The sequence below is a fragment of the Clostridium thermarum genome (assembly GCF_006351925.1).
Classification (GTDB): Bacteria; Bacillota; Clostridia; order Clostridiales; family Clostridiaceae; genus Clostridium_AU; species Clostridium_AU thermarum.
In genome coordinates this window covers 3,563,165-3,587,936 of record NZ_CP040924.1, presented here as the reverse complement: position 1 = coordinate 3,587,936, position 24,772 = coordinate 3,563,165, and the positions used below count along the sequence as shown (strand labels likewise).

The window sequence follows — 24,772 nt, the reverse complement described above, 5'->3', positions numbered from 1 at the left end:
TATGAACCTTCGACACAAATCATATCTGAATTCCATAATATGTAGTAAAAATATTATCTTAACCTGCAGAAGATTAAGGAGGAGAACACTATATGGCAAGCTTAAACTCAAGGCATTTAGACATGAATACCGGTGACAGATTAGTAGTGGATCAAGATTATAATGACTTGACCATTGATGGATATAGCTATAAGTTGCAAAATTTAACTTATGTTCCTGGTGGCGACCTCTCAAAGGCATTAAATATGGAAGTTACCCCAAACTCATACATCATCTTTAACTATAAAAAACTTTCAGATTATGTTGTTGAATTAAATAAATTTGGGGTAAAGAATAATGGTACAAGTCCCGTGGAAACCGCCATTGGAATAAATAATGCTCTTCAGTTTGCTAAGGAAAAGGGTTTTACTAAGGTAATACTACCAAAAGGGGAATACTGCATAAGTGAAAATATTTCTATAATAATGTTGGATAATATGACCTTGGATCTTAATGGATCTACCCTTAAAATTAATCCTAATGGCAAACAAGGCACTACTATGATAAATTTCACTGCATGTAAGAACGCAAGATTAATAAATGGCACCCTGCTGGGAGATAGGTATGAACATGATTATACTACTATAAAGGGATCCCATGAGTGGAATTGTGGTGTAGTTTTCAATGACTGCGAAAACTGTGAAATGGATAACATTACTGTCAGGAGCTTTACCGGTTACGGAGTTTCCTCTTCTCTAGGTAAAAATATATCAAATCTGATAACAGGAGTAACAAAATCTAATCTTGAAATTGGGGGAATAACCGAGGAGGGGATTTTAAACAGTACGGGAGGAACTATTAGAACTATCCAGCCCATGGATATAAGTGGAACGGGAACAGAACTTGAATTGGGATATAATAAAGGATATATGGGATATCCATATATTTATGCCAAAACCTATGATGCGTACTTCTATAATAGAGATATGAATTTTATATCTTCATTTAAGATGTGCAGGCAATACAAAAAGGTCCCTATTCCCCAGGGGGCTGTATATGTGCACTTTGTATTCCATCAAGCTACTGTTCCTACAAAGGGAGACACTGATTTTTATAATACAACTGTATTCCTAACCAATTACAGAAGCCCTTATAGAATAAAGATAACAAATTGTCTAATTGAAGATAATAGATGCCTGGGTATGGGTTTATGCGGAGGAAGAGATTTTCTTATAGAAAATAATATTTTAAAAAATAATAAAGGGGGGGCACCAGGATATGCCATAGATATGGAGGACGGTTGGGAGTACATGGATGGCTATATCTTTAGAGGAAATACTTTCGTGGAAAATGGTGGAGATGTGGTAGTTCCTGCCGGAGATAATATTATTTTTGATAATAACCATTTCACTAGTACTGTTAATATGTATGGAAGAGCAACTAACTATAGATTTAATAATAATAAGTTTGAAAGCACAGGTTTAGGTGTTTATTATGAGTACTCAACAAACACTGTATGTTCAGGTAATATCTATATTAATACCAAGGTTAATATTGTGAAGAAAGACCTGGATGCAAAAATAGCAATTGATAATGAGAGGTTTATTAATACATCTATAAATTCACTGCCACCAGGAGAAGAAATTACAAATTCGTCAATAATAACAGATGCTTCCATGTCAGTGAGATTAGCGGGTGTATATAGAGGATGTACTATAAACTGTCAAAAGGGAGACTATATCTCAGCGCAGCTGTATGATTGCATAGTACAGGGAACAAACTTAAACTGCCAGGGAGAGGTTAGCTTTCAATCATGTCATTTTATCAATACTATCAGCAGTACCACCAGCAATACTAAAGCTATTGTGGCAAGAAAGTGTAAGTTTACTGACAGTAAAATCTTAGTAGCCACATGGGCGGCAGTTTCTGTAGTAGATGTTCAGAATGGTGAGATAAGTATGCTGTCCGGTAATAATTCATTTATAGATATATCTGCTGGCAAAATGCAGAGTCTGATATTTAAGAATAATAAAGTAAATAATCAAATTACCAAGCCGGTCTTTAATATATATGATTCAACTTACAGCCTGCCAAATGGAAAGGCAGTAATAGAAGGAAATAGTTTTACTTTGAGTAAGTATGCCTATGTATTTGATGGTGTAAATATCGGGAGCGGAGTTTTTATATTTACTGCTAAGGATAATCTGGTAGTTGGTGCAGAGCTTTTAAGTTCCAAGTATATTAGCAATCAATTTTTTATCATTTATAATTAAGCTATAATATAAGAAATAGTTAATATAATACAAAAAGTGGTAGTAAGTTTTCTACCACTTTTTATTTCTGTAGGTCTAAAGCTTTTATGAGCCTAAGTCTTCTTTTAAAGGTAAGATCGGACAATAATAAGAAGCTTAACTTATCTATAAAGGAATACCTTTTATTAAAAATACCTGCCAGCAAATGATGTACCCATGCCACCGGCAGCAGTGGTTTACATTTTTTAGCATAACTATAGCTGTGAGATAATACATTTGCTGGGGGAAATATTATTTTAAGGACACTATTTATTTTTACCGGGCTATTTTCACCAAAGACAACGTTTGAATTAAGCAATGTATTTCCAAAGGTCTGGTGCATACTTCGGTTTCCGTGAACCCCACTGGAGAATATATCAGATATAAGTATGTTGATATATTTTTTATCTATCTTATCACAAAAGTCCAGCTCTGAGGGAAGGTCTAAGTGGAATAATTTTTCACATGCCTTTAAGATAGATAAGCAGAACCTTTCAATGTTAGATTCCTTTATAATCTTTTGAAAGTGAGGCCAATCTATACTCCATCTTGCTGCCCTAATAAATTGAGTCACATCACATAATTGCCGCAGGCCAAAGCCGCTGCTTCTCATATGGATAGCCATATGAACGCATAGATGAAGTAGGAAGTCTTCCGGGCATAGACTGAGTACCTGAACTTCATCTATTTGTTTCATCTCTGCTTTCTGCCATACCTCATCTTGAAGCATAGAAGTAGTTCTAAAATAACGGCTGTCAAATAGACTCCAATGAACCTCGATTGGCAGGTACCTTTCATGTTGAAAGCTTATATGTGCCGGAGTTGAATCCTCTGACTCAGTATACCCAAGCCTTGTAAGAAGCTCTCTTACCCTCTGTAAATCTTCTTTGTGTACTAATATGTCTGCATCACACATAGTTCTTTGCTCAGGGCGAGGATAGAGGTTTCTCAGAAAGATTCCTTTAAGGGCTATTACGGGTATACGATTATTGTTAAACTCAAGAAAAACTTTTTTTAACTGGTTAATATGTTGAATTTGTAGAATTCCGCCTACAAAGACATCTTTTCTACAAGAGTCAATTAGCTCTTTATCAATAGATTCCAAGTATTGGATATTATCAATGCCGCAGTATACAAGACCTTGAATATTATGGGCCTTAACTTCTTTAATGAGCCAATGAAGATCTTTCTTACTTATATTTTTAGCAGAAGTCTTTTTGCCTTGTATAGAGAAGGACAAGAAGTCTATTAAATGACTTTGTACACTATTCATAAATATACCTCATTTACTATATTATAAAATTTCAATAGCAGTTTCTGATTTAAGGAGATTTGTGACGTCATGTAAGTGCCCCTTATCAAGCTTAAGCACCATGTTGCATATAGATAAGGCCGATGCCCTGTGAGTTATTATGATAATTGTAGGTTTATAAGGAAGGGTTCTGAGCTCCTGCAGAATGTTTACTTCTGTTTCAGCATCTAAAGCAGAGGTTGCTTCATCTAAAATAAGAATAGGACGTTTACGCAGCAGTGCACGTGCAATGGCAAGCCTTTGAGCTTGTCCTTCAGATATGCCAGTCCCTCTTTCTCCTATTAATGCATTTAGCTTGGCCGGAAATTTCTCAACAAATTCCCAAGCGGAAGATACCTGCAGTGCTTCAATTAATTCATCATCTGTGGCATCATAGTTTCCATATCTTAAATTATCTGAAATACTTCCGGAGAACAGTGTGTTACCTTGAGGAACATAAGATATCAGTTCTCTTGTATCAGGACTTAAACCAATTAGTTTGTTTTCATGGGCTATGAATTTTTTTCCTTGTTGCTCATTAACTAAAGATAATATTAGCCTGATTAATGTGGTTTTTCCTTCACCAGAGGGACCTATAAGTGCAACAGTACTTCCGGAAGGTATATTGAAAGAGATATTTTTAAGTATTGGCACATTTGGAGTGTAGCTAAAACATATATCATTAAACTCAATGGAAGGATGCTTTATGTTATTTAAAAGCGTATTAGGTGCAATAGATTTTTTAGGTTCAAGATTTATGGCTTCAATTTCCATAAGTCTTTCCGCTGAAGCAAAGGCCGTTATTATTTGGGGAAATGAACTGGCCAGTTTAGACATAGGACCTTGAATATTTCCACTTAGCTGCAACAGGGCTGTTAGTGTACCGAAGGACCCTGTACCGGCAGATAATTTAAAGGCTCCCCATAAAAATACAAGGAAATAGTTAAATAGTGAACCTATGAAAAGTATCACATTTGAAACTATACTTATAAAACTACGGGATAAAGCTATTTTTAGTTTCTTCCGCTGAATATGATCAAGACTATCCATGGTGGACCTTTCTAAGCAAAAGGTTTTAACAATCAGACTGTTTTGTAATGTTTCCTGAATAAAGGATCTATAGGTAGACTCTGTTTGCTGAGCCTCAATATGAAGTCTTCGTATTTTTCCGGCAAATACCCTACTTAGAGCTAGTATTACTGGGGCTGCTAATAGACTTATTATTGCCAATTCAGGTGCGTAAAATAATAGTGCAACAAATGAAGTTATCAATAAAACGGTAAAGGATATTATGCTTGGGATTGTACTAACGAATAGGTTTGTCACTATTGTTACATCATCAGTTATTCTGGTAAGAAGATTTCCACTATGGTACTTTGAAGATTCAATCCATAGGCTGTATGTAATGTGATGAAACAAGTTATTTTGGACTTTATTGGTCAAATCCGTTGAGCAATATGTGGTTATATATGAAGTAAGAGAATATAAAACAACTTCAAAGATTAGAACTCCTGCTAATATGAATAAAAGTTTCATTGCGCTGGAGAGTTGGCCTGAAGCTGCTTCATCAATTAAATTTTTCCCAAGCACTGCCTTATAAACATTAAGACCGGACTGTATGGCGCTGAGACCGATAGAGAAAAGTAAAAACAGCTTAAATTGAGAAAAGTGTTTGTAAAGCCACTTGGACTTTATTAGTATGTCTTTCATTAATAATTACTCCCTTTTTTGAATAAATTTAGTATAAGCATGGATATCACACTTGCTTATAGTATATTAGGCAAAGTATATAACTTAGTACATGTTAAACTTAAAATGTTTTTATGAAAGGTACATAATGTTTCATTTATAAAAATATATATAATGTGATGTTAATAACTGCTGTTTAATATACATGAAAAATTGGTGTTAAAACACATACAATTTTTTATTGCTTTACAAGCATAATTATATGAGATAATCTTATGTTTTCAGGAGTGTGAAAATTGTTGAACATTAAAAAAGCTTGCCATTATCTATATAGAGCTTTTGGTTTATTAATAGAATCAGAGTTTGAAATACCGGAATTATTATCAAATGATGAAATCAGTGGCGAAATTATAAATATCAGGCTAGGGTATGTTCCAAGAAAATTGGATAATCCTGTTTATGAAGATCCCTATTATGAAGTTGAAAAAGACAGGTTTATATTTAATATTTCTAACGTGGCAAGATATCTGGTTCAAAGCGGTAATACAATTGTAGTGGAGGCATATGAAAATGCCCATATGCAAGATATCAGAGTTTACTTACTTAGTACAGCCATAGGAGTTCTCCTCTGTCAAAGAGGCATCGTTGCCTTACACAGCAGCACAATAGTTGTGGATCATAAGGCAATTGCCTTCAGTGGAGAATGTGGAGCCGGGAAATCAACTTTATCTTTAGCCTTTAAAAATTGTGGATATGGTTTATTATCTGATGACATATCTGCTATAAAAATTGAGGCTGATAATTTACCCTATGTATATCCTAGTTTTCCACAGCAGAAGTTATGCTCAGATATTCTGGAACAAGAGGCTCTTACTGTTTCAACAGCTAAATTGATCGATAAAGAGAGAGAGAAGTATGCTGTGGAAATTGGAGATTGCTTCATAAAAAAACCAATGTTATTTAGTGCTTTTTATGAATTAACTATCAGTGACAGTGAGCAGCTTGAAGTAGAGGAGCTTTTTGGAACTGAAAAATTAGTGGTGTTGCTGAGAAATATATATGCAAGGTACATAATTAGAGACTTAGGCCTTGATTCCAAGCTGTTAAAAGATAGTCTATGCATACTTAAAAATATACCTTTTTATAGGATTAAGAGGCCGGAAAATAGAAACACAGTACAAGAAATAGTAGACCTTGTACTTAAAAATGTATAGATATGTTTAATATATGGATAAAGGAGATGTAAAGTATGAAGGGAAATATAACCTTGAATCATAACAATATAATAAGCAGAAAAACTGGTATTGATACTACCGATTTAGATAATGACAAAGTAATGATGGATTTAAATAAAGGAAAGTATTATGTTATGAATGAAATTGCTTCAGATATTTGGGAAAGTATTAGCCAGCCTAAAACTGTGCAAGATATTATCAAAGACCTCATGGGTATATATGAGGTGGATGAAGAAGAATGTACTCGATGTACAATTGAGTATCTGATAAAGTTACATCATGAAGAACTTATTTGTGTTAATTAAAAAGCTGCATGCACTTAAAGACATTAACACAGGTTACAGGCTTTTATTGATTGAAGCAATTATCTTATTAGGATATTTCCGGATTGCTGTGCTGGTTTTTCCCTTTAGGAGAGTAAGAAAGATTATTGAAAAGAGCAGAAAGAAAGTTGAAAAAGATTCAGTGGGGACGGGATATGAATTGATCTGGAAAGTTAGATGGGCAGTTAGCCTTGCAAGCAAGTATACACCATGGCAGAGTAAATGCTTAGTTCAAGCAGCCACTGTACATAGGATGCTTAAAAAAAGAAATATAAATAGCACCATATACTTGGGAGTTGGTATAGAAAAGGATAGAAACATATTAGCTCACGCTTGGGTGAAGTACGGGGATGTAACTGTTATTGGTGAAAGCGAAAAAGGTTTTTTTAAAGAAGTGGCCAAGTTATCATGATTGGGAGGGAGAAGTGATGAATGGGAGCCATATGTGGTTTATATAAACTTGAAGATAATAAACAAAGTCATAAAGGCATTAAGATGCTTGAGACACTTTCCATGTATAATTTTGATAAAAGTGACTTTCTGGATAGAGGACAGATTTTTTTCGGTTGTGGAGTTCAAATAAATACTGTCGAATCTAAGTTCGAAATATTACCCTTTTATGATAGCCACGCAGCTTTAGCTATTACAGCAGATGCAATCATTGATAATAGAGATGAATTAATGGATTTATTAAACCTGCGGGCAGGTTCGGAAGTTATTACAGATAGTCAGATAATTTTGGCTGCCTATATGAAGTGGGGGAATAGGTGCTGTGAATATTTAGTGGGAGATTTTGCCTTTGCCATTTGGGATGAAAACAATAGGCGGCTATTTTGTGCCAGGGATCATGTAGGAAAGCGATCTCTTTATTATTGTATGGAAGATAATGTTTTTATGTTTTGTACGGTAATGAGGCCGATTTTAGAGCTGATCAGCAGTGGAAAAACACTTAATGAAAAGTGGATATCGGATTTTCTGACTATTGAGGGTGTGGTTCATGAGATAGATATTCATGAAACAGTATATAAAAACATTTATCAAGTACCTCCGGCACATTATATCACGGTTACAACGGAAGGCTATGCGGTTAAAAGGTATTGGTTCCCGGAAAAGATTAAGTCTTTAGCGTTGAAATCAGATTGTGAATACATAGAAACCTTTAGAAATATATTTCAGTTATCAGTTAAATGCAGACTGAGAAGTGAGGGCAATGTTGCAATTATGTTAAGCGGGGGACTAGATTCATCATCTGTAGCTGCCCTATCAGCCATTGAACTTGGACAAAAAGGAAAGAGCTTAGAAGCCTTTACTTCAGTGCCAATATTAGGATACAGGGATTATCTACCACAAAGTCTCATAGCAGATGAAAGTGAATTTATTGAGGAACTTAAGAAAAAGTATAGTAACATAAATATAAATTATTGCAGAGCAGAAGGGAAAAACTCCATAACAGATATGGATAGATTTATTGAAACTTTCGAGCAGCCATATAAGATGATAGATAATCTCTTTTGGATAGATGATATATTAAGTAAAGCAAAGGATAAAGGCTGCAAGGTGCTGCTAGATGGTCAGCTTGGCAATTTTACAATTTCCTACGGGAATTACATTACTCATATATACACATTATTGAAGAAGTGTAAGTTCATAAGTGTGTATAGAGAAATTAATGGCTATAGTAGATTTTACAGAATTGAAAGAAAGTTATTGTTTAAAAAGATGTTTCTAAGAGTTATAAAATCTATTAAGTTACTTGAAACTTTTACAGTGGGGAAGAGAAAGGAAGAGCCGGTTTTAGCAGCAGTTAATTCAGAATTGTCCAAGGCATGGAAATCTAAGAAGCGGGCTCAAAAGTTGGGTTATAATGTTCATAAAAATAAAATCTATGATTTTAAAGAAATGAGAAATTTTATTACAAACATGGTGTTGTTCTCTCATATGGGAAGTTTAGAGACAAAGCACTCTCTTAGTACCGGACTTATAAAGAGGGATCCCACCAGGGATAAGAGAGTTATAGAATTCTGTTTAAGTCTCCCTCCAAGTCAGTTTGTAAGTGGCGGAAGGGAGAGAATATTAATAAGAAGGGCTATGGAGGGCATATTACCGGACAAAATCAGACTAAATTATAGAGTAAGGGGAAAGCAAAGTGCAGATTGGATTCAAAGGATGGAATCGGAATGGGTAAGTACTTCAGCAGAAATAACAGAAATGCTGCAGGATGATAGTATTAAAAAGTACTTAGATGTAGATAAGCTAGACAAGCTGTTTAAGAAGGTTGGGGAAGATCTCAGCAAGGAGACCTTTGCATATGAGGTGAAAACACTTCTAACTGCATTAGTGTTTTATAAATTTTTAAAGCTATGTGATTAATAATGAGAATTAGTTTTAATGATATTTGAATAATTACATAAATTATCAACATAACATTGAAGCTAATTTATCATAAAAATTTAGATGAAAGGAGAGAGAATTATGAAGTCGTGGAAAAGACCAGAAATTTGGGGCCTAAGCTTCAGGGATACAAAGGGAAATCCTGGTGTCAAGGGTAATGATCAATATATACCTGATTGCATAGAGTTTTTTACTGATTTTATAATACCTACAGGCCCAGTTCCATTTACACCATCTGGAATATGTAACGTTGCTAAAGAGTACACCAATTAATAGTGATTTTATAGTTGTTTAATGAAAAGATTGAGAAGGACTTGCGCCTTCTCGCTTTTTATTTTCATTATTAAATACGTAAACAAACAGGAGTTTTTCCAAAAACAGAGCACTGTAAGCAAATCCGTCCTAGATAGCAAAATAATAAATCAGAAATTCTGCACTGGGCAAAATAATCCTTAAAAATCTAACCTCAAATTACCATCTGGCAATCACAGTATTGTTAAAGGTAGTGCAAATTGTATCAAAGCATATAGCTCCGCTTATAGCCACATAATTGTTAACAAAATCTGCATTAACTTTTACGTTTACTGTGGTGTCTCCAACTTCTGCAGTTATGGATACCATTGGCTTGGCCATGGTTAATACCACTTCTTTGACTGAATTTTCAAATACTCTTAACACAGCATTAATTGATTTGCCATCAAAGGTCCATTGAATTTTAATTGGGCCAAGATCCCATGAGTTCGGAAGATTAGGTATGATTTGCTCTCCTGCCATACGGTAATTGTTACCGGGGGCGTAGGGGCAGTGGAAGCCATGATATTGGCTTGAGTAAAAGCTTGGCTGACAGCACTGAGACATATCATTTTCTCTGTAGTCCATTGGATTATTGTAATATAACATTGCCTTAAGTACACTCCTTCACATAATAAATTTATGGAAAATCATTACAGTAAATAAGATATGATGGAAGGGTGAAAATGATACATGAAAAAAAACAACATAAAAATTTTATTTATTCTGCAACATACATATATTTTATCACTTTGCTAATATATAGTTTGTCAAAATATAAATTCCATGAAAAATGCATTCTTCCGATGCGCTAAAGTATGGGGAGTGCAGAGGATGAACCCCTTTGTCTCCCTCCTCAATACCAAGCCTAAAGTGTACTGAGGGAACCTTTTCCGCAAAGAAACCAAAGTCTTCGCCGGCAAAGGTCTTTATCAGTGGCAATACCTTATCCTTACCAATTAGATCAGCGGTAATACCGGCAAACTTTTCTGTTAAAGCGGTATCGCTTATCAGCGGCGGATATTCAAATTTATAATCCAATTCTACAGTGCAGCCAAACTTTTCTGCACTAAGGGAGGCTGTATTTTTAATATCCTCATATAATTTATTTCTAAGCTCATTATTAAAAGTTCTTACCGTTCCTTTCACTGTACATTGCTCCGGTATCACATTTGCTGCAGTGCCGGCTTGAATGGAGGAGAAGGTAACTACATGGGATTCCAGCGGGTTATTTTCTATTCTGGATTTTATATTCATAGACTGAATCATATCCATGGCAGGGTACATGGGGTTTTTGCAAAGGTGGGGCATAGCTGCATGACCGCCCACTCCCTTGAAGGTCACCATAAATTCGTCTACGGAAGCCATGGAGGGGCCACCGGTAAGTTCGATGGTTCCCACCTTTACGCCAGGCCATACATGGAAGCCCAGCATCTCTGTGACCTTTGGATTTTCCAACACTCCTTCCTTTATCATAGGCAGGGCACCGCCGTCAGTTTCTTCTGCGGGCTGGAAGATAAATTTAACACATTTATCGTAGCCAAGCTTCTTTAGCATATAGGCGGTTCCCAGTACTATGGCCATATGGTAATCGTGACCGCAGGCGTGGGAAACACCGTTTACCGGCAGGGCATCCATGTCTGCTCTTATGGCAAGGCAATCTTCACCGCTGTTTAATACTCCCGCTGCTCCAGTAACTGCATATATTTCTGCTGGTATATCTAAGTCCTTAAGAAAGTCCAATATAATCTTTTGAGTTTTAAATTCTTCATGGGATAGTTCTGCATTGTTATGCAGGGTTTCTCTTAATTTTTTTATTGGTTCAAGGTTAGCTTTTATAAGCTCTTTTAGATTCAAGCTATCACCCCTTAATACTAAATTCCTTTACAACCTCTTCAATTATAGCTAAGGCACTGTCCATATCCTCTGAGGACACATTCAGCGGAGGAAGTAATCTAACAACGTCTGTACCAGCAGTGGCTACCAGGAAACCTTTTTTGAAGCACAGGCTGGCAAAATCCTTAGGGCTTACAGTGAGGCTTATTCCGATAAGCAGGCCCATACCTTTTACCTCTTTAATAACTCCGTATTTGTCCTTTATTTCTGTAAGTTTACTTTTTAGGTAATTGCCCTTTTCTGTAACCTTCGCAACAACACCGCCCTCCACCAGTTCTGTTAAAACTGCTGCTGAAACTGCAGATGCCAAGGGATTTCCGCCGTAGGTGCTGCCGTGATCACCGGCTACAAGTACATCCCGGGCCTTTTCGCTGGCTACAAAGGCTCCGATGGGGAAGCCGCCGCCAAGAGCTTTAGCTAAACATATTACATCAGGAATTACATCAAACTGCTTGTAGGCAAAGAGGGTTCCCAGCCTTCCCATACCACACTGAATTTCATCGAAAATCAATATTGCATCATGTTCATCACATAGTCTTCGTGCTTCTCTTAAGAAATCTATATCTGCGGTATTAATTCCGCCTTCTCCTTGTATAGGTTCCAGTATTAAGGCACATACATTGGCATCAAAGGCCTTTTTTAGGGCTTCTATATCATTAAATGGTACGCTTTTTACTCCTCCTATAAGGGGCTTAAAGCTCTCCTGGTATTTGCCTTGGCCGGTTACCGAAAGAGCCCCCATGCTTCTGCCGTGGAAGGAGTCTTCCATATATATTATTGTATGCTTATCTGGACCACCCTTAAGCTTTCCGTATTTTCTTCCAAGCTTTAGGGCGCCTTCCACTGCCTCGGTACCACTGTTGCATAAAAATACATTCTTATGATCACTGTTTTCAATAAGCTTCTCTGCTACCTTGGTGTGTTCAGTGTTCCAAAAGTAGTTGGATATATGGATGAGCTTTTGGCTCTGCTCTTTAATTGCATTTACAATTACGGGATGACTGTGGCCCAGGCAGTTTACAGCTACGCCGGAAATAAAGTCCAAGTATTCCTTGCCGTTAACATCATAGAGCTTGCAGCCCACTCCCTTTTCAAAGGTTACATCATAACGGCCATAGGTATTCATTAGGTGTTCTCGTGACATTATTCATTACCTCCTCCAGATATAATTTTTGTTCCGCCTTCCGTTAATATATTAAGTAGTAATCCGTGCTTTTTCCGTCCATCTATGAGATGAACCCCTTTTGTTCCTTTATGCAGAGCATCCATACAGCATTCCATCTTTGGAATCATACCACCGAAAATTACTCCTCTATCAATTAGATGATTAACCTCTGCTGCTGTGATAGAAGGTAAAAGAGTAGAAGGATCATTTATATCAGTATAGACACCGTCGATATCCGTCATCACTAAAAACTTATCTGCTTCTAAGGCTCCGCTTATATAGGAGGCAGCATAATCAGCATTAATATTGTAGCTGTTTCCCTCACTGTCGCCGCCTACCGGTGAGATTACAGGTATATAGCCGTTATCCAATAGGTTTAGAATTACTTCCTTATTTATACTTACAACCTCACCTACATAGCCAATATCTACCTTTGCTCCATCGTCCTCTACATAGGTTTTTCTGGCATTTATAAGATTGCTGTCCTTACCGCTTAAGCCTATAGCCTTAAGTCCGTTTATGCTTAAGTTGGAGGTAAGCTTCTTATTCACACTGCCGGATAAGACCATTTCTACGATTTCCATGGTTTCACTGTCTGTAACCCTAAGGCCCTTGACCCATTTATTTTCTACTCCGGCCTTTTGCAGCCATTTTGATATTTCAGGGCCGCCCCCGTGCACAATAACCAGGTTTACACCCATAGCATTTAGCAGCTTTAAATCCTCTATAAAGGCAGATTGCGCTTCTGCATTGTCCATGATACTGCCGCCGTATTTGATAACAAAGGTTTTTCCCTTAAATTCACTCAGTTTTATAAGCGATTCTATATTTAATGATTCCTCTTGATTGCTCATTTTAACCCTCCAGTTAAATACAAATAATATGTGAATAATTATACTCTTGGACATTTTTTTATTCAAGATATTATTGCAATTTAGTAGAGATTGTAGCATAATATCTTCATTCAATATAATTATGATACTATCGAGGTGACGTTATGTTAAATGTTGGTATAATTGGTGCTACCGGATATGCCGGAGAACAGGTGGTTTGGATACTAAGAAATCACAGTGAAGCCAATATAGTGTTTTACGGCTCTCATAACTATACAGGTATCCCTTTTAATGAGATTTATGGGAATTACACAGGCTTTATAAAGGATCGCTGTGTAGATATGGAGGAGGCTATAAGACAGTTAGACAATATAGACGTATTGTTTATTGCCCTGCCTCACGGTAAAGCTTTCGAAGTAACTGAAAAAGCACTAAGTAAGGGGGTTAAGGTTATTGACCTTGGTGCAGACTACAGGCTTAAGTCAAAGGAAGTCTATGAACAATGGTACCAAGTAGAGCATTTGAGTGCTCAATTATTGGAGGAAGCAGTATATGGACTGCCGGAGTTAAATAGGGAAAAGGTTGCAAGCTGCAGACTTTTAGCTAATCCGGGCTGTTACCCCACAGCAACAATATTAGCATTGGCACCTTTATTAAAAAATAAACTGATTGATACAAATTCAATAATAGTGGATGCCAAGTCTGGAGTGTCCGGTGCCGGCAGAAGTGCAAGTATAAATAATTTATTTACAGAGGTCAATGAATTCATAAAGGCTTATGGAGTGGCAAGCCACAGGCACACACCTGAAATTGAACAGGAGCTTAGCAAGGTATACGGAGAAGATGTGCTTATATCTTTTACACCACACCTTGTACCAATGAACAGAGGAATACTATCAACATGCTATGGCAAAATGACAAAAGAGATGACTACAGAAGAAGTGCTTGAATTATATAGGAATTTTTATGCAGGGGAATACTTTGTAAAGGTAGCAGATGGTCTACCGGAAACCCGGTGGGTGAGGGGTTCCAATCTTTGTCACATGGGAGTGAAGGTGGATAAGAGAACAAACAGAGTTATTGTAGTCTCAGCCATCGATAATCTGGTTAAAGGAGCTGCAGGCCAAGCGGTTCAGAATATGAATATCATGTTTGGAATCAAGGAAACAGAAGGCTTAGAGTTCATTGCTATGGCCCCATAAAGCCATGCAAGAAAAAACCATAAAATACCTTAAAAATATTATAAAATAATTATTGCATTTAACATATAATGTTTGTATAATTATCCAGTAAAATAAATTTCAAAGAAATAGATTTTGATTGGGGGTAGATCGATGGACGAAATGACCTTTGTGGTTAGACAGGCGGAGGAGGACGACATTCCTCAAATAATAGAAGTAGCAAAAGAGGCTTTTGCAGCTTATAGAGAAAATGCAGGAATTTTGGATTTGGTAGGTCCACTGGAAGAGACGTATGAAGATCTAAAAAGAGATTTGGAGAATAAATTAATTCTGGTAGCTCTGTTAAACGGTCAACTGGTTGGCAGCGTAAGAGTCCAAATAAATCCTGACAAAACAGCATACCTCAGTAGGTTTGGGGTAAGGGTAGCTAACCAAAATAATGGGGTTGGCAAAGTTTTAATGAATGCAGTGGATAATGCTATGATACAGTTAGGAGTAAAAAACCTTTATCTGCATACGGCATCAAGATTATTTTCACTTGTTAGATTCTATTATGGTAGAGGATTTTATATCGAATCCACCACAAAGGACAGAGGTTATATAAGAGCTCTGCTCTGTAAAGAATACGAAACTCAAAACATCAATGATAATCACTCTGCTGAGTACAGTAATTTAGCAGTAGTATAATATAAATGTAAGCGGGACTTTTTGTTTGACACATTTAGGTGGAAACAGAAGGTCCCGTTGTTGTTACAATATTAAGTGATGTATACAAGGGAAGGAGAATTACGTTGAAGCAAAAAGATAACTATATCAAGTATTTACTAGTAGCCTTTTGTATAATAGCAATTGGAATAGTGACCTATGTACTTTTTTCTTATCCTAATCCAGGGGTAGCAGACCAAGGTGACTTTGATAGGGTGATGGCTGTGTCCGGTTTAGAGCTTACTGACCAAGATAAAAGCAATCCGGACTTTAAGAGATTTTACGACTATACCGTAACAGACTATAAGATTTCCCAGATGGGAGTTTATCAGTTTCTTGTAAGATTTGTATCAACTACCATGGCCTATTTAATCACAATAATAAGTTTTATCTGTAAGCTCTTCGGGCAAGACATCTTTAAAACAGGATATCTAGCGGTGGCCTATGGGGCCATATATATTTTTTCAATGGCTATAATATTGAAATACATAAATGTTAAAAGTAAGATAACTCTTACTGCCTTAGCCCTGATAGGATTGGGTATTTTCCTAGATGGCAATTATCTGATCTGGTTTAACAGCCTATATGGAGAGCCTATGATGATAACGAGCCTGATGCTGTTTATGGCAGCTTGGCTATATTACACCTATCAGAGCAAAACCATAAAAGATGAAAAAAAGAGGTTCAGGGCAATAATATTCTTATTTATTGCAGCCTTTTTGTTCTTAGGTTCTAAAATGCAGGTAATAACCGCTGTACCGGTGATGGCGGTTATGTTGGGAAAGGTGCTGTGGGAAAGCCGCAGACAGTTGAAGGGCAGAACCTTTGTGGTGCTGTGCTTTTGTTACTTTCTTTTGTTAATCTACCCTATACAAATAAATATGGTTAATGGGGCTATCAGTAAGGATACCCAGTACAATTCCGTGTTCTATGGTGTTTTGAAGGGATCAAAGACTCCGGAGCAGGATTTGATAGACCTGGGGCTTAACCCTGAGATGGCTGTAGAGGCAGGGAAGCATGCCTATCTGGACAGCAGTGAGTATGTAAAGTATGTGCCGCGTACAGAGATTACGGAGAAGGAATTCTATAGCAAGATCAGCAATGGAAAGCTGGCAAAGTTTTATTTAACTCACCCGCTGAGGCTTATTCAGGGTATGGAATATACCGCAGGAAAGGCTTTTTATACCAGTACCTCCCTGGGAAAGTACAGTAGAAGTTATAGTGAAGAACCAATCCGGGAATTTAACAGATTTACCCTATGGTCATCCTTTAGAGAGGGAAAATTGCCAAAGAAATTAATTTTTATTGTATTTATCTATTTCTCCGTTTTACTTGTTTCCATATATACTTATATGAAAAATAAAAAAGTTGATGAGATAGTAGAAAAGCTGCATCTGCTCTGGGGTATAATGTTCATAGGTGTACTGCAGTTTCCTATGCCCTATGTGGGCAACGGTGAGGCTGACACCGCAAAGCAATTATACTTATTTAATTTTATTTTTGATATAATACTGGTGGTGTCAGTTTGCTGGTGCCTTAATAAGCTCATATTATCAATCAGTAAGAAAGCTAACAAATAAATTAAAATAGAAGGTCTGAATCAATCATGAATATTAGTTTGAGAAAAAAGCTTTATTCCGGTGTATACAGAAACCTAAAGCCGGAGCCTATAGTAAAACTTAGAACAACGATACTCTTTGCAGTATTGGCCAAAACAATAATATTTTTAGCCTTATTGGAAAGTACTAAGGCTAAAACCCTAAAGTGGAGCAATGTAAGCTTTGAGTTTTGGTATGTTTACCTCTTCTTTGCCCTATTAATATTCTCTTTTGGCTATCTGTTTTCAAAAGGACGGCAAATTAAGTTTTATTTGATTTTTGATATTTTATATACGGTACTATTGGTTGCAGATTTATGGTATTTTAGGGTGAATAGAGATTTTCTTGGTTTAAAGAATATAGTCTCACCAGGAACCTTTAACCCCTTGAAAGGATCTCTGTTCAATGCACAGCCCATAGATATAATATTTGTTCCGGATATTATATTTTTAGTTTTTTGGATCAAGCTAAGAGATATAAGAAATAGCTCGTTAAGGGCTGCTAAAAAATTTGGAATTTCCTTATCTATAGCAATAATAGGAATACTTATATCCTACTGTTTAATAAATGTAGTTGGAACATCTAGCTGGCATAAAAAGCTCTTTAAAAAAGGGTGGACACCTTTAATGTCAGTAAGGGCTCCAGGGCCTATAGGATACCATTTGTACGAGGGCTACACCATTATTAATAGGGCAATGAAACCTACCAGCAGAGAAGATATGGAGGAAATAAAGCAGTGGCTTTCACAAAACAAAGAAGGCCTGCCGGATAACGAGTATAAAGGGATATTTCAAGGTAAAAATGTTATTTTCCTTCAATTGGAGTCCTTTGAGAATTTTATTCTTAACAGAGAAGTCAATGGCAAGGAAATAACACCCTTTATAAATAAGTTAGCAAAAGAGGGCCTATACTTTAATAATATCTACCAACAAAATAATGGTGGAAACAGTATAGACTGCGACCTAATGGTTAATACCTCAATTTTCCCACTGGGGGAGTGCATAACCGCCACAAACTATGGTGAAGTAGTTTATCCTAAATCCTTGGCAAGAATACTTAAGAATGAAGGATATACTACCGTAGCAACCCACGGTGATTATCCTGCCGAGTTCAACTGGACGGAGCTTCACCGGAACGGTTTTGGAGTGGATATAATATGGGATGTATACAAGTATCGTTATGAGGAGAGGGTTGGCTATGGGCTCTCAGACAGAAGTTTTTTAAGTCAGCTGTCGGATAAGATGAAAGAACTACCTGAGCCTTTTTATGTACATGCACCAACCATGTCCAACCACGGTCCTTATAAGATAGATAAAAAGTATAGAGTATTAAATTTACCCAAGGAAATAGATGAAAGCTATCTGGGTGGATATTTTGAAAGTGCCCTGTATACAGATAAACAGGTGGAGATGTTCATTAACAGATTAGATAGGGCAGGAATATTGGATAACACCGTAGTTGTCCTGTATGGTGATCATGCGGGAGTTCACAAGTACTATAATGAGGATATTCAAAAGCTAAGCTTTGACGGAGACTGGTGGAAGGAGTATGACCAAGAGATTCCCCTTATCATTTATGCCAAGGGAATAGAACCTGCAGTCATTGAGACCTATGGCGGCCAAACAGATATAATGCCCACTGTGTTATATATGCTGGGAGTTGAAGATTCAAAGTATAGAGACCATGTCATGGGAAGAATACTAGTAAACACCAATAGAAACTCCGTAGTTATTAAGGGCAACGAAATTAAGGGAGAAGTAAAGTCTGAGGAAGAGAAGGAACACCTATTGAAAAGTTATGACATTGGTAGTAAGATAATAAAAAATGGCGGTGATATAGAATAAAACAAGGGTATCTCAGAATTAACGAGATACCCTTTCAAATTACATGGAAAACACTCCTTCCATATTTCAAAGATCAAGGAAGTTATATGAGTAGTTTATCGGCATACTTGCATAGAAGACATATAGGTGATAATAAAAAGCTTTTCCAGCAGTGGTCTCAAAGATAGTTTTGATTTCTGTACTCTGTAGGGGTTACTCCTGTAAGGGACTTGAAGGTTCTGGTAAAGTGACTCTGATCATAAAAGCCTAGCAGCATAGATATCTCCAAGATACTTTTGGAAGTGCTTAATAGCAGGGTCTTTCCCCTTTCCACCTTTATTTTTCTGGCATACTGCATCAGTGTAATGCCCATTTTTCTTTTGAAGCATTCGGAGGCATAACCTATGGATATCTTTAAGTCCTTTGACAACCGTTCCAGGGATATATGGCTCTCAATATTAATATGGAGATATTGGAGGAGCTTATTTACTACAAAGGTGTCGGTAACTTCTGCGTCATGTATTAGAAGATCCAGATAGGATGAGGCAATTTCCAGTTCAATTTGTTGAAGCTCTTTTATGCTGGCTGCCTTGGCAATTTTGAAGTAGAGCTTGTTATACAGCAGATGAATATTCTGCTTGTAGGTGCCCTTAGCTAAAACCTCTCTTATATATACCACATTCCACATAAACAAGTCATTTTTCTTATGCTCAAAGGAAACTTCCTCTTGAAGCTCCTGCAAATGTTTTTTTCTGATTAAATCTAATATATCTGCTTTGGCGCTGGATTCTATAAGCAATGAAATGGTGGGGTTAAAAAAGTATTTATCCGATATGAAATCATCAAGTATTATAATAATCACCTCATAGAAAGATAATAATATATATGATTTGAATGTAACATCAGTAAAATCTCCAGTCAATACAAGTGGGCGAAAATATGTACAAAAAATATTAACTATATACAAGTGACCGAAGATAGCTTTGATATAATTAACACATAATAAAGATCAAATATAAAAGTAATGGGGGATAGAATTATGAACAAGCACGCCATATTTCATATTACAAATGTTCCATATGCCTATGCGAAGGACAAGGACACACTGACGGTTAGAGTGAGAGCAGCCAGAAATGACTTGACCAGCTGTAAGGTATATTATAAATGCAGATATGATTTTCAGGGCCCCTTTAAAGTAAATGAAATGAAGCTTTTTGCTCAGACTGATCTGTTTGATTATTTTGAAACGGACATTCATGTTGAGAAGAACAGATACAGATACTATTTCGAATTGACAGATAAGAATGGCAGCAGGATATTCTTAGATGAAAGAGGTCTAAGGGAGAAGGAACTGGAGAATAACGAAGCCACAGCTTTCCAGTATGCCTATATCGGCAAGGCTGACGTCTATGAGGAATGCAGGTGGATGCAGGAAGCAGTAGCATATCAAATATTCCCGGACAGGTTTTGTAATGGGGATGAGACCAATGATCCGGAAAATACACTGGAATGGGGGCAGCCTGTTTCATCTACATCAATGTTTGGCGGTGACCTTCAGGGAATTATTGATAAGCTTGATTATTTAAAAGACTTAGGGATAGATCTTATATATCTTACTCCGGTATTTTTATCCACCTCAAATCACAAGTATAATACCGCAGACTACTATGAAATAGACCCTCATTTTGGTACTGTGGACCTTGCAAAGGAACTGGCAGAGAAATGCCATGAGAGGGGTATAAGGATTGTCTTTGATGCGGTATTCAACCACTCCGGCAGTGACTTTTTTGCCTTTGAAGACCTTCTGGAAAAGCAGGAGGACTCTAAATACACTGATTGGTTTTTCCCAGAAGGGTACCCGGTCAGCACCGGAAAGGTAAATTACTATACCTTTTCTAACGAGGTTGCTGCAATGCCTAAGCTTAACACTGCTAATCCTGAAGTTAGGGAATACCTTTTGAATGTTGGGGAGTATTGGGTTAAGGAAGTTGGCATAGACGGCTGGAGGCTGGATGTTTGTGATGAAGTTGATCATAGTTTCTGGAAGGCCTTCAGAAAGAGAATTAAATCTGTCAATAAGGATGCTGTCATAGTGGGTGAGATCATGCACGAAGCCAGTTCTTTCCTGGGTGGGGATGAGCTGGATTCCATTATGAATTATCCCTTCAAGGGAGCAATGGTAGACTTCTTTGCCAAGAGAACTATAGATGAAAAGCAGTTTAATCATATTATAACAGCCAACAGAACTAACTATATGCAAAGCATAACCAGGCAGTTGTGGAATCTCCTAGGCAGCCATGATACAAAGAGATTTTTGACAGAATGTGATGAGAAAGTGGAAAGAATGAAGCTGGCCATAGCCTTTCAGTTCACTTTTATTGGCGTACCATATATATACTATGGAGATGAAATTGGCATGACCGGCGGTGATGATCCCTTGTGCAGAAGCTGCATGATATGGGAAAAGGAAGGACAGAACATAGAGCTGTTAGACCTATATAAAAAGCTCATAGCCCTCAGAAAGAATAATAAGGTATTGGTTTATGGAGACTATAAACCACTGTTATTGGAAGATAATGTAATTGTATTTGAGAGAAGTAATGATGAGGAAACGATGATTATGGCCATAAACAACAATGATGAAGCCAAGGAAATCTTAACCCCTTTTGCGTCAAGGGTAAGGGATGCAATTACTGGGGAAGAGCTTAGCCTTGAAAAGGGACTTAAACTGGATAAGATGAATTATAAAATATTTAAGGTTATAAAATGATATTATTTCTATTTATTTGGGTATTATGATAATATATACATGTGGTCATAGAAGGATGATTTTACGAGGAGGAAATTATGAGAAATAAAAAAGTTATTATTGGCCTTATCATGGCGCTGACACTGTCCGTTCCTGTAGGGGGCTACTTGGTTTATAACAGTGTAACTGTCTCCCGGCAAACTACAATACAGCAGGAGGTAAATTCCAAAGGGGGCGGGAAAAATAAAGCTGAGGATACTGCAAAGGAAGAAATCACACATCCTAGGGAATGGGAGGATGGTGAGGAGCTTAGGCTTACGGAGAACAGAAATGCCTATAAGCTGCAGATAGCTCTTGATGAAAAAGGCAAAAAAATTCTTGGACACCAGAAGATAAAATTCAGAAATAATTACAATACAAGCCTGAAAGATATAGTGTTCCACCTATATCCTGATTCCTACAACACTGCAGAGACAAGGCCAAGTATTGGGGGAACTCCCCCAAAGCTCGCTGAAATAGAGATAGGGGATATAAAGATAGATAGAGTTAACTATAACGGAGAAGCTATGTCCTATAGTGAGGACAATCAAATATTGAAAATAAAACTAAATAAGGAGTTAAAGCCTGGCGAGGTTGGGGAGGTTACCATAGACTTTACCTTAAAGATACCTTATAGCCAGGACAGATTAGGATATTGCAGAAATCAGTATTCTATAACAAACTGGTATCCCATTCTCTCCATATATGATGAAACAGAAGGTTCTTGGGATGAAAACCCATTTCATCCTGTTGGTGAGTCAAACTATAGTGATTGCTCCGATTATATGGTTGAAATCGCAGTTCCAAAAGATGTTGTTGTAATCACCACAGGAGTGCAGATTGCTAAGAAAAATGAAGGCGATTTAAATAAGAACATTTTTGAGGCGGATAATACCAGGGATTTTGTTTTGTTCATGAGTTCTGAATATAAAGTTGTTTCAAAGGAAGTGGATGGAGTTAAGGTAAACAGCTATTATCTGTATGAGGAAAGTACGGCAAAGAGAATGCTTGATCTGGCTTGTAAGTCCTTACAGTATTTTAACGATACCTTTGGCAAATATCCTTATCCGGAATATGATGTTGTAGAATCCTATCTTTCCGGCGGAGCTATGGAATATCCCACTGTAACACAAATGGGGCCATATGGTAAAATGAGTGAGAACTATAATGCAAATGAACTGACTTTCTATGATGAGGCTGTGGTTCATGAGACCGCCCATCAATGGTTTTATTCCACAATAGGTAATAATGAATTTGAAGACCCTATACTGGATGAAAGCTTTACCTCCTATGCTACTGCATTGTTTTTCGAAGACTTATTTGGGAAAGATAACCCACTGGGGGTGAAGGGGTCATTTTTAGATAATTCCTACCGATACACAAGTCCTATATATCGTTCAACGGACAAGTATACTTGGAACGAGTTCAGTGTAATAGTTTATAAAATAGGTCCTGTGGTTTTAGAGGATTTAAGAAGACAAGTAGGCGAAGAAAAGTTTATGGAGATTTTTAGAACCTATTACCAGACCTATAAATTTAAAAATGCAACTCTGGAGGGCTTCTTAAAGATCATAGAAGAAAAGAGCAGTAAGGACATTAGTAATTATATAAGAACAGCCTTTACTTCTGATACCTATTCCACTGATGCACTGAGATTAAGAAATTAGGTCAGTAAATGTATGAGATAACAGAGCTTTAAACTGCAGAGGTATACAGCCTTTGCAGTTTTTGTATGAATTGTTATATTAAAGTTTAAAAATTAAAAGCAATACTTTGGAGGTTTATATGGAAAAGTTACTAAGCACTTTAGGGCTGAGAAAAGAAGCCGTGTTATTTGATTCCAAATTATATATAGTGAAGTCCATAGCGGCTATAGCTGCAGGCTATCTTATTGGTATGGCCCTGCCCATTACAAGGCTTGATATGATTTCCGTTCTGCTAGGAGTTATGTATAATCTTGAACCCATAAATATCATTGGAATAAAAAGCGGAGTGAGTCAGCTGGTTTCTTCCACCATAGGAGCAGCATGTACTGCGGTATTAATCCTGCTTTTGGGGATAAATGTATACACCATAGCTATTTCTATGGCCTTAACCCTATTTGTTTCACTAAAGATTAATTGGAGGATGGTCTCACCGGTTGCCATTTTCACCTGTATATATATGACCCAATATGCCCAATTAAATGCAGCTGGGGAGCCCAGTGTATGGCTAACCTTCAGGTTAAGAATTGCAGCCTTGGGCACAGGGGTAGTAATAGCCATTATCTTTAATTTTATTTTTTCCTTCTTCTACTACAGAAGTTTGGCTTATAAGAGATTAAACTTTGCAAAGCTTCAGCTTATAAATGGACTAGAATATACTCAAAAGCAACTAAAACAGAGCTGCCAAAACAGAAGCAGAGACTATATAAGCATTTTTTCAGCTATCTTTAATGATTTAGACTTAGTATATTCAAACACAACCACAATGATAAAGGAAGCAAGGTACTCCTTCAGGAGGCTTCAAATAGAGAAACTGGAGACAATAGAAAGGATACTCCAATGCTTCAGAGACATCAATCATCTGGCCTATGATATAAACTTCATTCTATGCAGCCATGGAGGAAATCCTGAAGAGGATGAAAAGGCAACCATAATTCTGGAACAGTATGTGAAAGTGCTAAAAAGTCTTGAAATTGAAAATAGTGATATCCCAAAAGAGACCGTAAGCATAGAGGAGCCTGAAGACAAGGATGAAGGGGACGTGAATAAAAGGATATGGTTCAATTTAAGTTCTATTAAAAAATACATTGAGATGGTAAGACAAGAGATAATAAAGCTATAAAAATTTAACTTATGGAGGGTAGATATGGAAGATTATAAATTTACATATGAAGATAAGACCTATGAACTTGGAGAAGATAATCTGGATTATTTTTTGAATGATGAAGAGAAACCTGTCAGTGGTATAGACCTAGCTAAAATAATGACCCTGTTAAATGAAGCTGAGGACGTAAGTTTTTCTTTGGAGTACTATGATAGCCCTTGTGATAATTGCTTAAAGGGCAAGGCTGAAAAGGAAAAGTACTTCAAGTTTTTAGAGTACCACTTTTTCCTATATACAAAGGAAGCAGCCTATGTTACCAGCAATATTGACAAGGGCAGAAAAGAATACTTCACAAGCCTTCTTAACAAGGGCCTTGTTGATGACAGCTATATTGTAAGCATCATGGTTTGCGAAAACTGCGGTAATTATGCCATAGAAATCGAACAATGTGAGGTTTGATAGATTGGAGATGCTATTTTCCTTTA

The 24,772-nt window shown here is 36.9% G+C and carries 21 protein-coding genes; 14 read left to right on the top strand and 7 right to left on the bottom strand.

The annotated features are described in order from the left end of the window. Positions 1-92 precede the first annotated feature (92 nt). Complete coding sequence (locus tag FHY60_RS16505) at positions 93-2,252, top strand: right-handed parallel beta-helix repeat-containing protein (RefSeq protein ID WP_139906053.1); 2,160 nt, start codon at positions 93-95, stop codon at positions 2,250-2,252. 61 nt (positions 2,253-2,313) lie between these two features. Here FHY60_RS16505 and FHY60_RS16500 read toward each other — a convergent pair whose 3' ends face one another. Both FHY60_RS16500 and FHY60_RS16495 read right to left on the bottom strand, forming a co-directional pair. Then, positions 2,314-3,543 (bottom strand): nucleotidyltransferase domain-containing protein, encoded by a 1,230-nt coding sequence (locus tag FHY60_RS16500; RefSeq protein WP_139906052.1) that lies wholly within the window; start codon positions 3,541-3,543, stop codon positions 2,314-2,316. Between the two features lie 21 nt (positions 3,544-3,564). After that, positions 3,565-5,271: an ABC transporter ATP-binding protein gene (locus tag FHY60_RS16495; protein ID WP_139906051.1), complete on the bottom strand. Its 1,707-nt coding sequence runs from the start codon at positions 5,269-5,271 to the stop codon at positions 3,565-3,567. 275 nt (positions 5,272-5,546) lie between these two features. Between FHY60_RS16495 and FHY60_RS16490 the strand changes: the two genes are divergently transcribed. From FHY60_RS16490 to FHY60_RS16470, 5 genes are all read left to right on the top strand, one after another. Then, positions 5,547-6,464: a phosphoenolpyruvate carboxykinase (ATP) gene (locus FHY60_RS16490; RefSeq protein WP_139906050.1), complete on the top strand. Its 918-nt coding sequence runs from the start codon at positions 5,547-5,549 to the stop codon at positions 6,462-6,464. Positions 6,465-6,499: 35 nt separating this feature from the next. Beyond that, complete coding sequence (locus FHY60_RS16485; protein WP_139906049.1) at positions 6,500-6,790, top strand: lasso peptide biosynthesis PqqD family chaperone; 291 nt, start codon at positions 6,500-6,502, stop codon at positions 6,788-6,790. Beyond that, a complete protein-coding gene (locus FHY60_RS16480) occupies positions 6,765-7,220 on the top strand; it encodes a lasso peptide biosynthesis B2 protein (protein WP_139906048.1) in 456 nt (151 codons plus the stop codon). Before FHY60_RS16485 ends, FHY60_RS16480 begins: the two co-directional genes overlap by 26 nt. A 20-nt stretch (positions 7,221-7,240) precedes the next feature. Continuing rightward, entirely contained in the window at positions 7,241-9,178 is a 1,938-nt protein-coding gene (locus tag FHY60_RS16475; protein ID WP_139906047.1) for an asparagine synthase-related protein, read from the top strand. 84 nt (positions 9,179-9,262) lie between these two features. Further along, complete coding sequence (locus FHY60_RS16470) at positions 9,263-9,472, top strand: hypothetical protein (protein ID WP_180375428.1); 210 nt, start codon at positions 9,263-9,265, stop codon at positions 9,470-9,472. Positions 9,473-9,670: 198 nt separating this feature from the next. Here the strand turns inward: FHY60_RS16470 and FHY60_RS16465 are convergent, their stop codons facing one another. The 4 genes from FHY60_RS16465 to argB form a co-directional block, all read right to left on the bottom strand. Then, on the bottom strand, positions 9,671-10,078 hold the full coding sequence (locus FHY60_RS16465) for a hypothetical protein (RefSeq protein WP_180375427.1): 408 nt from the start codon (positions 10,076-10,078) through the stop codon (positions 9,671-9,673). Positions 10,079-10,237: 159 nt separating this feature from the next. After that, the gene (locus FHY60_RS16460) at positions 10,238-11,347 is read right to left on the bottom strand and encodes a M20 family metallopeptidase (RefSeq protein ID WP_139906044.1); all 1,110 of its coding nucleotides are present in this window, start codon (positions 11,345-11,347) and stop codon (positions 10,238-10,240) included. 4 nt (positions 11,348-11,351) lie between these two features. Then, complete coding sequence (locus FHY60_RS16455) at positions 11,352-12,530, bottom strand: aspartate aminotransferase family protein (RefSeq protein WP_139906043.1); 1,179 nt, start codon at positions 12,528-12,530, stop codon at positions 11,352-11,354. Next, complete coding sequence (argB, locus tag FHY60_RS16450) at positions 12,530-13,405, bottom strand: acetylglutamate kinase (protein WP_139906042.1); 876 nt, start codon at positions 13,403-13,405, stop codon at positions 12,530-12,532. The genes FHY60_RS16455 and argB overlap by 1 nt, the downstream gene beginning before the upstream one ends. A gap of 143 nt (positions 13,406-13,548) precedes the next feature. On the opposite strand from argB, the gene argC reads away from it, so the two are divergent. The 4 genes from argC (at position 13,549) to FHY60_RS16430 (ending at position 18,712) form a co-directional block, all read left to right on the top strand. Next, the gene (gene argC / locus FHY60_RS16445) at positions 13,549-14,586 is read left to right on the top strand and encodes an N-acetyl-gamma-glutamyl-phosphate reductase (RefSeq protein ID WP_139906041.1); all 1,038 of its coding nucleotides are present in this window, start codon (positions 13,549-13,551) and stop codon (positions 14,584-14,586) included. Between the two features lie 132 nt (positions 14,587-14,718). Continuing rightward, entirely contained in the window at positions 14,719-15,252 is a 534-nt protein-coding gene (locus FHY60_RS16440; protein WP_139906040.1) for a GNAT family N-acetyltransferase, read from the top strand. A 38-nt stretch (positions 15,253-15,290) separates the two neighbouring features. Then, entirely contained in the window at positions 15,291-16,850 is a 1,560-nt protein-coding gene (gene wsfD / locus FHY60_RS16435) for a glycan biosynthesis hexose transferase WsfD (RefSeq protein ID WP_341472533.1), read from the top strand. A 38-nt stretch (positions 16,851-16,888) separates the two neighbouring features. Beyond that, the gene (locus tag FHY60_RS16430; protein WP_180375426.1) at positions 16,889-18,712 is read left to right on the top strand and encodes an LTA synthase family protein; all 1,824 of its coding nucleotides are present in this window, start codon (positions 16,889-16,891) and stop codon (positions 18,710-18,712) included. Between the two features lie 157 nt (positions 18,713-18,869). Here FHY60_RS16430 and FHY60_RS16425 read toward each other — a convergent pair whose 3' ends face one another. Continuing rightward, positions 18,870-19,553: a helix-turn-helix transcriptional regulator gene (locus FHY60_RS16425; RefSeq protein WP_243122169.1), complete on the bottom strand. Its 684-nt coding sequence runs from the start codon at positions 19,551-19,553 to the stop codon at positions 18,870-18,872. A gap of 177 nt (positions 19,554-19,730) precedes the next feature. On the opposite strand from FHY60_RS16425, the gene FHY60_RS16420 reads away from it, so the two are divergent. From FHY60_RS16420 to FHY60_RS16405, 4 genes are all read left to right on the top strand, one after another. Continuing rightward, a complete protein-coding gene (locus tag FHY60_RS16420; protein ID WP_139906037.1) occupies positions 19,731-21,461 on the top strand; it encodes a glycoside hydrolase family 13 protein in 1,731 nt (576 codons plus the stop codon). Between the two features lie 77 nt (positions 21,462-21,538). Further along, the gene (locus FHY60_RS16415; RefSeq protein ID WP_139906036.1) at positions 21,539-23,146 is read left to right on the top strand and encodes a M1 family metallopeptidase; all 1,608 of its coding nucleotides are present in this window, start codon (positions 21,539-21,541) and stop codon (positions 23,144-23,146) included. A 118-nt stretch (positions 23,147-23,264) separates the two neighbouring features. After that, on the top strand, positions 23,265-24,305 hold the full coding sequence (locus FHY60_RS16410; RefSeq protein ID WP_139906035.1) for an aromatic acid exporter family protein: 1,041 nt from the start codon (positions 23,265-23,267) through the stop codon (positions 24,303-24,305). Between the two features lie 24 nt (positions 24,306-24,329). Beyond that, positions 24,330-24,746, top strand: coding sequence for a DUF3785 family protein (locus FHY60_RS16405; RefSeq protein WP_139906034.1), 417 nt, complete (start codon positions 24,330-24,332; stop codon positions 24,744-24,746). Positions 24,747-24,772 lie beyond the last annotated feature (26 nt).

Coding starts and splice junctions, on each gene's coding strand:
- FHY60_RS16485 (WP_139906049.1), top strand. CDS start 6,500: ATGAAGGGAAATATAACCTTGAATCATAACAATATAATAAGCAGAAAA.
- FHY60_RS16455 (WP_139906043.1), bottom strand. CDS start 12,530: ATGTCACGAGAACACCTAATGAATACCTATGGCCGTTATGATGTAACC.
- FHY60_RS16480 (WP_139906048.1), top strand. CDS start 6,765: ATGAAGAACTTATTTGTGTTAATTAAAAAGCTGCATGCACTTAAAGAC.
- FHY60_RS16495 (WP_139906051.1), bottom strand. CDS start 5,271: ATGAAAGACATACTAATAAAGTCCAAGTGGCTTTACAAACACTTTTCT.
- FHY60_RS16415 (WP_139906036.1), top strand. CDS start 21,539: ATGAGAAATAAAAAAGTTATTATTGGCCTTATCATGGCGCTGACACTG.
- FHY60_RS16500 (WP_139906052.1), bottom strand. CDS start 3,543: ATGAATAGTGTACAAAGTCATTTAATAGACTTCTTGTCCTTCTCTATA.
- FHY60_RS16465 (WP_180375427.1), bottom strand. CDS start 10,078: ATGGACTACAGAGAAAATGATATGTCTCAGTGCTGTCAGCCAAGCTTT.
- FHY60_RS16440 (WP_139906040.1), top strand. CDS start 14,719: ATGGACGAAATGACCTTTGTGGTTAGACAGGCGGAGGAGGACGACATT.
- argB (WP_139906042.1), bottom strand. CDS start 13,405: ATGAGCAATCAAGAGGAATCATTAAATATAGAATCGCTTATAAAACTG.
- FHY60_RS16475 (WP_139906047.1), top strand. CDS start 7,241: ATGGGAGCCATATGTGGTTTATATAAACTTGAAGATAATAAACAAAGT.
- FHY60_RS16470 (WP_180375428.1), top strand. CDS start 9,263: ATGAAAGGAGAGAGAATTATGAAGTCGTGGAAAAGACCAGAAATTTGG.
- FHY60_RS16420 (WP_139906037.1), top strand. CDS start 19,731: ATGAACAAGCACGCCATATTTCATATTACAAATGTTCCATATGCCTAT.
- FHY60_RS16405 (WP_139906034.1), top strand. CDS start 24,330: ATGGAAGATTATAAATTTACATATGAAGATAAGACCTATGAACTTGGA.
- FHY60_RS16505 (WP_139906053.1), top strand. CDS start 93: ATGGCAAGCTTAAACTCAAGGCATTTAGACATGAATACCGGTGACAGA.
- FHY60_RS16410 (WP_139906035.1), top strand. CDS start 23,265: ATGGAAAAGTTACTAAGCACTTTAGGGCTGAGAAAAGAAGCCGTGTTA.
- argC (WP_139906041.1), top strand. CDS start 13,549: ATGTTAAATGTTGGTATAATTGGTGCTACCGGATATGCCGGAGAACAG.